The sequence below is a fragment of the Bifidobacterium pullorum subsp. gallinarum genome, from assembly GCF_000741215.1.
Classification (GTDB): Bacteria; Actinomycetota; Actinomycetes; order Actinomycetales; family Bifidobacteriaceae; genus Bifidobacterium; species Bifidobacterium pullorum_B.
Genome location: NZ_JGYX01000001.1, coordinates 179,144 through 191,767, shown reverse-complemented (window position 1 = coordinate 191,767; position 12,624 = coordinate 179,144). Strand labels below are relative to the sequence as shown.

The window sequence follows — 12,624 nt, the reverse complement described above, 5'->3', positions numbered from 1 at the left end:
CACTCGGCTAAACTCGGTCATAACGTCGCAAAAGAAAGATAGAGTAGGTACCATGAGCATTCAAATCGCACCCAGCATCCTGTCCGCTGATTTCTGCAATCTCGAGCGTGACCTCAAGGCGATCGCGAACGCCGATCTCGTTCACGTCGACGTGATGGATCATCATTTCGTGCCCAACCTGACGCTCGGCGAACCGATCGTCAAGCGTATCTGCGAGGTCACCGACCTGCCGGTCGACGTGCATCTGATGATCGAGGACCCGGACCGTTGGGCGCCCGAATACGCCAAGCTCGGCGCCGCGTCGGTGAGCTTCCACATGGGGGCCACCCACGCCCCGGTGCGTCTGGCCCGCCAGCTGCGCGAGATGGGCTGCAAGGCCTGCTTCGCGGTGCGTCCGGCCGAACCGGTGGAGCCGATCTTCGACATCCTCGACGAATTCGACATGATCCTGATCATGACCGTCGAGCCCGGTTTCGGCGGCCAGAAGTTCCTGGACAACCAGATGGGCAAGGTGCGCCGCCTGCGTGACGAGATCACCCGTCGCGGCCTGGACGTGAAGATCCAGGTCGACGGTGGCGTGAGCCCCAAGACCGCGCATATCGTGGCCGAGGCCGGTGCCGACGTGCTGGTGGCGGGCTCCGCCGTGTACGGGGCCGAGGACCCCGCCGCGGCGATCGACGCCATCCGCGACGAGGCCGCCGCCGCGTTCAAGGCCTGAAAGGTGCTGTATCACTTATGAAGACGTTTGAATCACTGTTCGCCGAGCTGAGCGAGAAGGCCGCCACGCGCCCGGAGGGGTCCCTGACCGTCGAGGAACTCGACAAGGGCACGCATTTCATCGGCAAGAAGATCGTCGAGGAGGCCGGCGAGACCTGGATCGCCGCCGAATACGAGGGCGCCGACCGCACCGCCGAGGAGATGAGCCAGCTGCTGTACCATCTCCAGGTCATGATGATCGACCGCGGCATCACGCTCGACGACGTGTACAAGTATCTGTGACCATGACGGCGTCATCGCGCCACCGAAGGAGATAACATGCTCAGAATTGCCGTGCCCAACAAGGGCATGCTCTCGGAACCTGCGTGGAACATCCTGTCCGAGGCGGGGTATCGGCTGCGCAGCAACCCGCGCCAGTTGGTGGTCGAGGATCCCGACAACGAGATCGAACTGTTCTACCTGCGTCCGCTGGACATCGCGGTGTACGTGGGACGCGGCACCATCGACGTCGGCATCACCGGACGCGACCTGCTGCTCAACTCCGGCACCGAGGCCATCGAGCACATGCAGCTGGGATTCGGTGCCTCCACGTTCCGTTTCGCGGCGCCGAACGACGCCCCGATCCACGAGCTGGCGGACATCGACGGCAAGCGTGTGGCGAGTTCGTATGACAAGCTGGTCTCCGACTACCTGACCGGGCACGGCATCCACGCCGACATCATCCACCTGGATGGCGCGGTGGAGTCTTCCGTGCAGCTGGGCGTCGCCGATTTGATTGCGGACGTGGTCTCGACGGGCACCACGCTGCGCAACGCCGGTCTGCGCGTGTTCGGCGATCCGATCCTGCATTCCGAGGCGATCCTCATCCGCTCCCCGCGCCTGGACGCCGAGGACGGGCGTCTGACCGTGCTGGGTCGCCGTCTGCAGGGTGTGCTCACCGCGCAACGGTACGTGCTGATGGATTTCGACATCCCCGTGGAGAAGGTCTCGGCCGCCGTCGCCATCACGCCTGGTTTCGAAAGCCCCACGGTCTCCCCGTTGCACGATAAGCAGTGGGCGGCCGTGCGCGTCATGGTGCCCAAGGCCCAGGTCAATCAGCTGATGGATCGCCTGTATGACGTGGGGGCGCGTGCGATCATCGTCACGGCGCTGCAGGCGTCGAGAATGTAGCGGTGCGGAACGAATGAGCGAACACGAGCACAACAGCGAAACACAATACAGCCCCGAAGCTCGGGATATGGTGTTCACGATTCCCAATCTCATCAGCGTGCTGCGCATCATCTCCATCCCGATCATCGCGATGCTGGTGGCGCGGCACGAGATGATCACGGCCCTGATCGTCCTGGCCATCTCCGCCGTTTCGGACAGCCTGGACGGTATCATCGCCCGTACGTTCAACCAGGTGAGCAAGGTCGGACAGATCCTCGACCCGATCGCCGATCGGCTGCTGATCTTCTGCAGCATCCTGGCCTTGGGCGTCGCAGGCATCATACCGTGGTGGATGCTGATCGTGGTGGGAGCGCGCGATGTGCTGATGGCGGTGCTGATCCTGGTGCTGGCCCAGCATGATTATGGGCCGTTGCCGGTGCACTTCGTCGGCAAGACCGGCACGGCCATGCTGATGATGTCCATCGTGGCGCTGATCTTCTCGGATATCTGGAACACGCAGGCGGCCGATCTGCTCCATCTGGCGGCATTGGCCGCCGGTATCTGGGGCGTGGCCCTGTATTGGCTGGCCGGAGTGATCTATTACCGGCAGGGGCTTGAGCTGCTCCGCCAGGAACGGTGAACGATGCCGATTGACGACGCGCCACGTTCGTTCCCTGTGGAGCAGGAGAACACCCCGCTACGCAGGCGGGCCGTGTTCTCCGCGTCGGTTGCCGCGGTGGATTCCCACCATGTACGGCCGGCGGGCGGGGCCGGTGCCGTGCGGGGGCACCGCCGCAAGCTGGACGATGACTCGTTGAAACTGATCGACGATCTGACCAATCGACCGATGGACCCGCTGTTCATGGATTCGCGGTTGGCCAGGAAACCATCGTCTCCGGCGGCCACATGGGCCACGCGCGTGGTGGTGTTCGTGATCTGTGTGGCGGTCGGATTCGCGGGGGCGCTCTTCGTGCAGCAGCTGCATACCGATCCGCGTCGTGCCGTGCGCGAGAGCTGGGCGTCCGAATTGGAGGACCAGACCAGCCAGGTCGAGGACCTGACCGGGCAGATCAACGACCTGCGCGGACAGATCGATGAGATCACAAGGGATATGGCCGATTACGGGCAGAACGACACGTTGATTCAGGACGAGCTGAGCAGCGGCATGCTGCCGGTGGAGGGGGAGGGCATCACCCTGACGCTCGCCGACCCGATCGCAGCGGACGGCGCATTGCCGCGCGAATCATCCGGCGGGCAGATCCGTGTGGTGACCGATGCCGACCTGCAGCAGCTGGTGTCGTTGCTCTGGCAGTCCGGCGCGGAGGCGATGGCCGTCAACGGGTACCGATTGGGTGTGCAGACCTCCATCCGAACCGCGGGGCAGACGATCCTCATCGGCGTGAACTCGATCGAGAGCCCGTACACCATCCAGGCCATCGGGGACAAGGATGCGCTGGCCCGTGCCGTGAGCGCGGATAGCCAGCCGGCGTTATACGAATCATATGCCGAATCGGGCATCTATCCGCAGGTGGCGAAATCCGATTCGATTAGACTGGAAGCGGCGGTTTCCGGCGATGTGACCCACGCAAGAAGGAGCGAGTGATGGCGGCAGTACTGGGATTGATTATCGGCGTGGTGGTCGGCATCTTCGTCCGACCGGATATTCCGGTGTTTCTGCAGCCGTATCTGCCCATCATGGTGGTGGCCGCGCTGGATGCGTTGCTGGGCGCCGCACGGGCGTACTTCCAGCGCAGCTTCTCCGACAAGGTGTTCGTGATCTCGTTCTTCACCAACGTCATCACCGCCACGCTGCTAGTGGTCCTCGGCAACCAGCTCGGTGTGGGGTCCCAGCTGCAGACCGCGGTTATCGTGGTGCTGGGCATCCGCATCTTCTCGAACGTGTCGGCCATTCGCCGCTTCATCTTCAGAGGCTGAACCCATGGCCATGCGCAAACCCGAAGCCGATGACACGCTGAGCCGGATGCACCGGCAGCACGCGAAGGACAAGGAGAACGACCGTGTGGAGACCGGTTCGTTCCCGGTGGTCGCGCGCAAACCCAAACGCACGTCGTCGCTGGACGCCAACCGCAACAAGGCGAGGCTCATCACCAATGTCTTCGTGGTGCTCCTGTGCGCCATGCTGGGGTACGGTTACGTCATCCAGCTCAATAACACACGGTCGGCGTACGAGACGATGAGCGAGGAGGAGCTCACGCGTCTGATCTCGGAGACCAGCAACCAGATCCAACAGCAGGAGCAGCGCCGCGACGAACTGCAGGAGCAGCTGAATTCCCTGCAGGAGGCCTCGGACAAGCAGCAGGAGGCCCAACGCATCGCCGAGCAGAATGAACAGACCAGCGGCATCCTCTCCGGCCGACTGCCGGCCGAGGGGGAGGGGGTGACCATACGCGTCACGCACGGTTCCATCGAGGCCGTGGACGCCGCCACCATGTTCAGTCTGATCGAGGAGCTGCGCAACGCCGGCGCCGAGGTCATCGCCATCAACGACGTGCGCGTCATCACCCAGACCTATATCGCCGACGGTGAGAACGGGCTGATCTGCGACGGCCAGACCCTGTCCAGCCCGTACGTCATCAAGGCCATCGGGGACTCGCAGAACCTGCAGAACGCCGTGAACATCGCCGGAGGCGTCGGATCGCGGCTCAAGGTGAAGTTCGGCGCCGAGGTGGACGTGACCTCGTCCGATCTGGTGAAAATCGACGAGGTCGCCTCGGTTCCGCAATACCGGTACGCAAAGACTGTAGAATAGCCTGTATGACTGAACCGATTCCAAGCGCAGGCGAGACGACCATCATCGGTCTGCCCGCCATTACCATCCCCGTCACCTCCACAGGCGACCGTCCCCTGACCCAGGAGGATCTCGACACCATCGCCCGCCTGTCCGAGGGAACGGCGTTGCTGATCTCGACCAGGGGAGCAGTCTCCGGCTCACGGTACCTGCTTGACGAGGACAAGGTGACCGTAGGCCGTGATTCACGGGCCGACATCCTGCTCGACGATTCCACCGTCTCCCGTTCCCACGCGGTGTTCATCCGAGCCAATGGCGTCTTCACCGTAGTGGATTCCGGAAGCCTGAACGGCACCTACGTGAACCGCCAGCGCGTCGAGCGCGCGCAGCTGAAGAACGGCGACGAGATCATGATCGGCAAGTTCCGGCTGGTCTTCTTCACCAAATCCTCCGTTATCTCCTAGATCTGGTACGCTCGGACGGATTAGACTGGTTGCAGAATACGTGACTTCTGACAGCGTCCGTGCGAGTTGAAGGAGTGGACTATGGTCGAACGGCATCATGATGTGGAGCTGCATCTGCATGTTCCGCTGAAGGATCGTGTCGATCTGTCCGCGGAAGGGGCGGTGCAGGGGGAGCTGTTCGCCACCGAGGACGCGGAGGACACCCGGCGCGGATACCGCGGCACCGTGGCGTCCAAGGTCGCCGGCATCACATACCGCCAGCTGGATTACTGGGCACGCAAGCAGATCGTCGAGCCGTCGATCACGCCCTCGCACGGTTCGGGTTCGCGGCGTCTGTACTCGTTCAAGGATGTGGTCATCCTGGCCGTGTCCAAGCGGTTGCTGGACGCCGGCGTGAACCTGCAGAACGTGACCGCCGCCATCGGCTTCCTGTCCAGGCGGACCACGGCGCAGCTGGCCGACGTCACCATCATGTGCGACGGGCAGCAGGTCTACGAGTGCACGACCAGCGAGCAGATGCTGAATCTGCTGCGCAGCGGCAAGGCCGTGTTCGGGGTGTCCGTCGGCTCGTTGTGGCATGAGATCGATGAGGCGCTGGAGCATGAGGATTACGTGGATCTTGCGTCCAAGCCGGCCGCGTTGTCGTCCGGCCGTCCGATCGACGAGCTGACCGCCATGCGTATGCGGAAGAAGCTTGAGGCCCAGCGGGCGGCGCGTCAGGCCGCGTGACGCGTCTGATGGATTCGTTGAATGGCATAGGGGAGAGGCGCCGATGATCGATCTGCTTCCGGCAGTGTTCTGGATCGTGTCCATAATCTGGGCGGTGGTCGTGTGCGTGATCTGCGTGAGGCGCGGCAAGCTGCTGCAGCCCGGACATCCCGACGTGGAACCGGTGCGTTGGCCGGTTATCGGCGCCCAGTTGGCGTCGCTGATCCTGGCGATGGTGCCGTTCGTCATCGGCAAGGTATGCCAGGATTCGTTCGGCGCCGACGCGTTGGCGTTCTACATCTCCGCGGCATGGCCCGCGGGCATCGTCAGTGTGCTGCTGATCGGCACGGAGCTGGTGCTGATGATCTTGCAGGCGCAGCGGGCCACCTACACGGAGATGGGCGCCGCGCTGCATGCCACGCATGCGACGACGGACAAGCAATAACGCGCGACGTGTGGCTTTGCGCTGCACGCGCGTGACTTTGGTCGTTATAGCAATATGGGTGAAGGGACGGAATCAGCATCCGTCCCTTCACCCATATGTGATGCGTTTGGTGGGATGTGGCGCTGAAGGCGCAACGGTCATCCGATAGTGGAGATCACCATCCGACTGATGCTTACGCCACTTCCTTTTCTGACATAACGTACATTATCGGATAATAGTCTCACTGCGCGAAGTAGCGTTCCACGGCGTCGGCGAGCTGGTCGACGCGGTCGATGATCTCATACGCGCCGTGTTCCTCCATCTCACCGGGTTCCGCATAACCCCAGCGGCAGCCGATCGTATCGACGCCGCAGGCACGGGCGCCGTCGATGTCGGTCCAACGGTCGCCGATCATCACCGCGCGATCGCCGGCCTGGGCGTCGAAACCGATCAGATCGAAGCAATACCGGATGACCTGGTCCTTGTCGATGCGTGAATTGTCCTTGCTGGCGCCGTAGATGCCGTCCACCATGCGGTCCACATGGAAATGCTCGCAGATCGGTACGGCCTGGTATTCGGGCTTGCAGGTGGCGATGGCCAGGACATACCCCTTGGCGCGCAATGCGGCCAGCTGTTCCGGGATGCCCGGATACACGGTGTTGACCAGGCGGCCCGGCACCTTCTGACCCGTGTTGTTCGGATCGTCGAACACGGCCTGATTGGCGTAGTAATCGCGGTAGATCTCAACGCCACGGTCCAGCATGTCCTCGGGCACATGGTTGCGGCGCAGCGATTCGATGATGGCCGGGCCGATGAAGCGATGCAGCTCGTCGTCATCCGGAACCGGCAGTCCCATGCCCTCGAACGCCTTGATGACGCAGGCGATGATGCCGGGATCGGACTGCGTGAGCGTGCCGTCCAGATCCAGCAGGACGACCTTCTTCGGATGATTGGTCATTATCTCTCCTCTCGGGCTGTTCCGGCCCACACCGTCGATATTCGTGACGTCTGACACATCAGTATGCCCGGTCGAGTTGACCGGGCATCGAATTTCTGCTGAAGAACAGGCGAATCGTCTTACTCGTAGTCGGGAATCCAACCGTCACGGTGCATCTGAAGCCGCTTGTCCAGCAGGGTCTGCAGCTCCTCGATGCTGCGGCGTTCCAACAGCATATCCCAATGGGTGCGGGTGGGCTTGGTGATCTCGTTGGCCTCGGCGTCCTCATCGCCCTCACGATGGGCCACGGCGCCGCAACGGCACTCCCACTCGTCCGGGACCTCGGCCTCCTCCGCAAACGGCAGAATCGTGCGATGCCCCTTCGGACAGATGTACGCCACGTCGTTTCGCGCCGCGAAATCGACGTTCTCGTCGGACTCCAGGGACTTCGCGCCGATGCTCATACCGCGCAGACTGCGTTCCGCCATGTTGCCATGCCTCCTTGTTCGTTTCCTTTACGCTACAAAACAGTTCGGACGTGTCCGTTATTCCCAGGTATTCCCCCGGGTCGTCAGTCAACCCCCGAATACGCCACGATACCGCGATTGACCTGCTCCATGGCCAGTCGTGCGGTCCGTGCCACATCGGCGCCGTCCTCCCCCAGATACGGCTCGGCCACGGCGATCTGCTGCAGCAGATCGGCCAACCGCTTGGCGTTGCGGACGAAATCGCCGCCGGTCAGCTCCGTGCCGTACAGCACACGATACAGCCCTTCGCCCTCGGCCCATTCGTAGACCACATCAGTCAGACCGAAGTCGAGCTGGCGGGGCTCCTCCAACGCCGCGTCCTCGCACAGGTCCGATACCTGCGCGGCGATCGCGCGCAGCCGTTCCGCGGCCTGGGCCACCGCGCCACGGTGACCGCCGGGGTAATGTCGGGGCTCTCCCCCGTTGCCCCGACGCGCCTCGTAGACCAGCGCCGACGCCACGGCCGCCATCTGCGAGGGGTTGAGACCGTCGAACACGCCCTCACGCAACGCCTGCGCCACGGTCAGGTCCAGTTCGCTGTACAGATGACGCAGCAGCTGGCCCGCCTGCGTCAGCCGGTAGTCCGTACGGCCGTTGCGCTCCGCACGTTCCAGATAACCCAACGTATCCAACACGCCGCAGATGCGGTCGAACTGGCGGGCCACCGAACCGGTCCGCGACTCGTAGCGGTGCCTGACGCGTTCCAGCTCGCGGGTCTCCCTAGCCCAACGATGCCCCCAGGTCAGGTGTCGCTGCAGATCCGGGCACTGCCGGCACGGATGCTGCTGCTCGGCTTGGCGCAAGCGCGCGATCCGGCGGTCCAGCTCGCGCATCGCCTGCCGGCGTTCCTGCTCGGACGCAAACGGTTCGTGCTTGATCCGACGACGGTCGTTGCGCTCCAGATCCGTCAGCCGCATACGCAGCGTCATGAACTCGCGGAAATCGCCGTGGTCGCAGTCGAACGCCTGCTCGTAGCCCTGCAGGGCCTGCTCCAGCGCCACCATCTGCGATTCCAGCTGTCCCGCGGATTCGTTCGCCTCCCACTGGGCGAAGGAGTGGTCGAGCGTGACGCGTGCGGTGTCCACATCGCTGGAATTGAGCAGATTCACCGCCATGTTGAAGGTCGGGCGGAAGCTGGAATGCAGCGGGTAGACGCGTTTGCTGGACAGCGCGGCGGCCGTGGCCGGCACGAAGCCGTGATGGTCCACCACCACGGCGTGGCCGATCGTATCGATGCCTCGGCGGCCGGCGCGGCCGGTCAGCTGGGTGAACTCCCCCGGCGTCAGCGCCACATGGCCCGTGCCGTCGAACTTCTCCAGCTTCTCCACCACCACGCAGCGGGCCGGCATATTGATGCCCAGCGCCAGCGTCTCGGTGGCGAACACCATCTTGACCAGTCCCTCTTCGAACAGCCGCTCGACGATCTGCCGGAACAGCGCCACCATGCCCGCATGATGGGCGGCGAAGCCCTCCTCCAGCGCGAACCGGAAGCGGGAGAACCTCAGCGCCTTGAGATCCTCCGCGCTCAGCTGTCCCTCGACCATCTCATCGACGATGCGGCGGATGCGCCGCACCTCGTCCTCGGTGGTCAGCTCCAGTCCGGCGTTCAGGCACTGGTCCACGGCCTGGTCGCAGCCGTTGCGGGAGAAGATGAACGTGATGCCCGGCAGCAGACCGAGATAGTCGAGTTCGTCGACCACGGCCCAACGGCGCGGCACATGCCGTTCCGGTTTGCGCTGCGACTGATGCGTGCGACCGGCTCGCCTGCGTTCCCGGCCGCGGTCGCGGTTGCCCGCGCGCCGGGCCGCCTGCCGGTCGAGCTGATCCAGCCTGCTGACCAGATGCGCGTTCAGCGCGGTGGTCGGGCGTCCGTCGGCGTCATGACGGTACAGGTCGATGAGTTCCGGCTCGGTCCGATCGTCGGCCTGCACGAGCACATGCTGCTCCAGCGGCACGGGACGGTGCTCGGAGACGACCAGTGCGGTCTCGCCGCGCACCGAGGAGAGCCATCCCGAGAAATCCTCCACGTTGGAGACCGTGGCCGACAGCGCCACGACGCGGACGCTCCGCGGCAGGTGGATGATGACCTCCTCCCACACCGGTCCGCGGAACCGGTCGGCCAGATAATGAACCTCGTCCAGGATGACGTACCGCAGCGCGGTGAGCGTGGACGAACGCTCATAGAGCATGTTGCGCAGCACCTCGGTGGTCATCACCACAATGTCCGCCTCGGAGTTGATGGAGGTGTCCCCGGTCAGCAGCCCCACGCGATCGGCCCCGTACACGGCCACCAGATCATGGTATTTCTGGTTGCTGAGCGCCTTGATCGGTGTGGTGTAGAACGCCTTGACGTTGCGCTGCTGTGCCAGATAGATGGCGAAATCGGCGACGATGGTCTTACCCGCGCCGGTCGGCGCCGCCACCAGCACGTTGCGGTCCGCCTCCAGGGCCTCGTTGGCCTGCCGCTGGAACTCGTCGAGTTCGAACGGCAGCGTCCGCGCGAACTGCTCGGCGACCGACTTGCGACGCTCCTGGTTGCGGCGGAAGGTCTGATACCGCTGCGAGGGCGACGGCGAGGCATCGTTGTGCGGTGCGGATACGGTGCCGTCCACGGAACGGCGATGATGACGTCGTGGCATGGTCAGATGAATCCCCGGTTCATTCAGTCGTTGTTGAATCGACGCCAGCGCGCCCAAGCCTCCACATGGCGGCTGCGCTTGGCTTCCCTGCGGCGGATGACTTCGGCATGGGCCTGGCTGTAGCGCTCGGAGGCCACCGAAAGCGGCTGGGTGAACAGCGGCGGCTCGGGCTGTTCCTCGGAGGGTGCGGTGTCCTGGAAGGCGGCCACATGCTCGCCGATGACGGCGCCGATCCGGGAGACCTTCCCGAACGCCCGCCACAGGTGCAAGGCCGCGTATGCCAGGCCGGCGATGAGCATGACCAGCATGAACACCACCAGCACCAACCAGATCCACCAAGGCATGGCGACTCCTCCTACTGCTGCTGCTCGTCGTGCTGGCCGACGCTCAGCTCACGCTGCGCGCGGGCGATGATCATCGTGCGCAGCGTCTCCGGCGCCACGGCCAGGATATGACGGGCGTGGGAGATGCAGAAGGCCACGAACCACGAATCGGAGGACACCGTCAGATGCACCTTCTCCCCCGCCCCGCAGCTTTCCACCGTGGCGCCGGACAGGGTCTTGATGAACGGCAGATGCGGCTGGTCGGTGATGAACACCGCCGGCGTGCCGTTGTCGAAGTTCCATTTGCGTAGTTCGCTGACCGGCACATCGGGGATGTCGACCTTCTGCGTGGGCTTGACGAGCTCGGCATGCTCGATGCGCGCCAGGCGCAGCGTCTGCCAGATGCGGGGCTCCCCGGTGGCCTTGTTGATCGTCATGTCCTTCTTGACGTACTTGAGCTTGTCCTTTGGTGCAGCGTCGGCCACGTCGGTCCACACGGCCGTATAGTACGCGCCCTCATCCACGAAGATCTTGGCCGGGGCCACCAGCTTGCGGCGCGTGCGGCCGGCGCCGTCGGTGTATTCCATATCCAGCAGCGAATCGGTGGAGATCGCCCGCTTGACCACCGAGAAGCTGTGGGGCTCCACCTCGTAGCCGGTCAGGCTCAGCCACGGGATCTCGCCGGGCTCCACGTGCTGACGCAGCCGCTTGTTCAACGAGGCGGCCTTGGCACGCTGCTCCTCCGGCAGCAGCGGCGAATGCGCCAGGTAGCTGACCGAGGCCGTCAGCATGCTCAGGTACTGCGGGGAGATGCCGGCCAGGCGTTCCAGACCGAGCGAATTCGTGGCCGAGACGATGCCCTCGGCATCCAGCAGCGACCAGTCGATGTCGAAGAACTGGCTGCCGGCCATCTCGCCGTCGTCGGACACCGTGGTCAGGGTGTTGATGTCCTTATGGATGGTGGCGACGTGCTTGCGGCGTTCGTCATTGTTCTTCGGCTTGCCGATGAACCGTTCCGCCAATTCCTCCAGCGAGAACTCCTCGCCCAGATGGGCCGAGAGGAACAGCATCAGCCGCAGGCGGCGATCCACCTCGCTGCCGGTCTGGAAGGAGGCGTTCTTCTTCTGATGGGCCGCCATCTCCTCCGGATCCTCCTCGTCGTCCTCGGACTGACGGCTGATGGACGGGGAGACGACGGTGGCGGAGGCGGGGCTGGCCGATTCGTCGGCCAGCTGGAACTGCGAGGCGGCGTTGAGCCTGCGATGGAACGCGTCCACGGCCTCCTGCGGGCTGACGATGGCGGCGCCCGGGTGCTGCAGGACGAACATGGCCAGGTCGTCGGAATCGGTATAGGCCACGTTGAGCAGCTCGCCGTCCACGTCGACCGTGGCGGCGAACCGGCGCGAATCGATGACCTTCACCAGCGCGTCGGGGATGGCCTGGGTGCCGAGACCCGGGGCGATCGAATCCAGACCAAGTCCGGGGATCGGCGTCTGGGGCACGCGCGGCGCGGTGCGCGAGGCATGCTGCTGCACCTGCTGCTGCGAGGGTGCGGAGGAGATCGACATGGAACGGGCCAGATAGTTGGCCGCGGCCAGGATCGGCAGATCCTCCTGGGCGAACCGCAGGCGGATGCGCGGCTCGTCGCCCAGCTGCAGGCGGTACGAGGCGAAATCCTGCCCCTCCGACTTCGAGGAATACTCGGGCTGGCGCGACTCGATGGCGATGCCCATGGCGGCGAGTTTGGCGCGGTCGCGCTGGAACTGCTTGGCGAAGGCGGCCTTGGCCGCCTGGTCGGCCAGTTCACCGTAGGAATCGGCATACGCCTTGACGCGCTGCGCGATCTGGCGGGAGGTCAGCCACTGCGGGAAGGCCGACGACAACACTGCCAACACGTCAAGCTCATGCTTGCCCCACTTGTCGGAGAAACGACGTCTTCCGTTGCTACCCTCTGCCATTCGTCCTCACGTATCGTTAGAGTCCTGTA

15 protein-coding genes are annotated in these 12,624 nt (G+C 64.2%); 10 read left to right on the top strand and 5 right to left on the bottom strand.

Annotated elements, in window-relative coordinates:
* The first annotated feature begins 52 nt into the window (after positions 1-52).
* The 10 genes from rpe to BIGA_RS00830 all read left to right on the top strand — a co-directional run bounded on the left by rpe (position 53) and on the right by BIGA_RS00830 (position 6,232).
* The gene (gene rpe / locus BIGA_RS00875) at positions 53-718 is read left to right on the top strand and encodes a ribulose-phosphate 3-epimerase (RefSeq protein ID WP_033505711.1); all 666 of its coding nucleotides are present in this window, start codon (positions 53-55) and stop codon (positions 716-718) included.
* A gap of 17 nt (positions 719-735) precedes the next feature.
* The gene (locus tag BIGA_RS00870; protein ID WP_033505709.1) at positions 736-999 is read left to right on the top strand and encodes a phosphoribosyl-ATP diphosphatase; all 264 of its coding nucleotides are present in this window, start codon (positions 736-738) and stop codon (positions 997-999) included.
* Between the two features lie 36 nt (positions 1,000-1,035).
* Positions 1,036-1,887 carry an ATP phosphoribosyltransferase gene (gene hisG / locus BIGA_RS00865; protein WP_033505707.1) on the top strand — a complete coding sequence of 284 codons (852 nt, stop codon included), beginning with the start codon at positions 1,036-1,038 and terminating at the stop codon, positions 1,885-1,887.
* Between the two features lie 13 nt (positions 1,888-1,900).
* Positions 1,901-2,506 carry a CDP-alcohol phosphatidyltransferase family protein gene (locus BIGA_RS00860; RefSeq protein WP_033505705.1) on the top strand — a complete coding sequence of 202 codons (606 nt, stop codon included), beginning with the start codon at positions 1,901-1,903 and terminating at the stop codon, positions 2,504-2,506.
* Between the two features lie 3 nt (positions 2,507-2,509).
* Entirely contained in the window at positions 2,510-3,469 is a 960-nt protein-coding gene (locus tag BIGA_RS00855) for a DUF881 domain-containing protein (RefSeq protein ID WP_033505703.1), read from the top strand.
* Positions 3,469-3,801, top strand: coding sequence for a small basic family protein (locus BIGA_RS00850; RefSeq protein ID WP_033505701.1), 333 nt, complete (start codon positions 3,469-3,471; stop codon positions 3,799-3,801). The genes BIGA_RS00855 and BIGA_RS00850 overlap by 1 nt, the downstream gene beginning before the upstream one ends.
* Positions 3,802-3,805: 4 nt before the next feature.
* Positions 3,806-4,636, top strand: a complete 831-nt coding sequence (locus BIGA_RS00845) for a DUF881 domain-containing protein (protein WP_033505699.1) — start codon at positions 3,806-3,808, stop codon at positions 4,634-4,636.
* A 5-nt stretch (positions 4,637-4,641) separates the two neighbouring features.
* Positions 4,642-5,079 (top strand): FHA domain-containing protein, encoded by a 438-nt coding sequence (locus BIGA_RS00840; protein ID WP_033505697.1) that lies wholly within the window; start codon positions 4,642-4,644, stop codon positions 5,077-5,079.
* Positions 5,080-5,160: 81 nt separating this feature from the next.
* Positions 5,161-5,808: a MerR family transcriptional regulator gene (locus tag BIGA_RS00835; RefSeq protein WP_033505696.1), complete on the top strand. Its 648-nt coding sequence runs from the start codon at positions 5,161-5,163 to the stop codon at positions 5,806-5,808.
* Positions 5,809-5,851: 43 nt separating this feature from the next.
* The gene (locus BIGA_RS00830) at positions 5,852-6,232 is read left to right on the top strand and encodes a hypothetical protein (RefSeq protein WP_033505694.1); all 381 of its coding nucleotides are present in this window, start codon (positions 5,852-5,854) and stop codon (positions 6,230-6,232) included.
* A 220-nt stretch (positions 6,233-6,452) separates the two neighbouring features.
* Here the strand turns inward: BIGA_RS00830 and BIGA_RS00825 are convergent, their stop codons facing one another.
* The 5 genes from BIGA_RS00825 to BIGA_RS00805 all read right to left on the bottom strand — a co-directional run bounded on the left by BIGA_RS00825 (position 6,453) and on the right by BIGA_RS00805 (position 12,595).
* Positions 6,453-7,169: an HAD hydrolase-like protein gene (locus BIGA_RS00825; RefSeq protein WP_033505692.1), complete on the bottom strand. Its 717-nt coding sequence runs from the start codon at positions 7,167-7,169 to the stop codon at positions 6,453-6,455.
* Between the two features lie 119 nt (positions 7,170-7,288).
* Positions 7,289-7,636, bottom strand: coding sequence for an RNA polymerase-binding protein RbpA (locus BIGA_RS00820; RefSeq protein ID WP_033505690.1), 348 nt, complete (start codon positions 7,634-7,636; stop codon positions 7,289-7,291).
* Between the two features lie 83 nt (positions 7,637-7,719).
* Positions 7,720-10,314, bottom strand: coding sequence for a DEAD/DEAH box helicase (locus tag BIGA_RS00815; RefSeq protein ID WP_033505688.1), 2,595 nt, complete (start codon positions 10,312-10,314; stop codon positions 7,720-7,722).
* A gap of 23 nt (positions 10,315-10,337) precedes the next feature.
* Positions 10,338-10,658, bottom strand: coding sequence for a Sec-independent protein translocase family protein (locus BIGA_RS00810; protein WP_033505686.1), 321 nt, complete (start codon positions 10,656-10,658; stop codon positions 10,338-10,340).
* Between the two features lie 11 nt (positions 10,659-10,669).
* Positions 10,670-12,595 carry a helix-turn-helix transcriptional regulator gene (locus tag BIGA_RS00805; protein WP_033505684.1) on the bottom strand — a complete coding sequence of 642 codons (1,926 nt, stop codon included), beginning with the start codon at positions 12,593-12,595 and terminating at the stop codon, positions 10,670-10,672.
* Positions 12,596-12,624 lie beyond the last annotated feature (29 nt).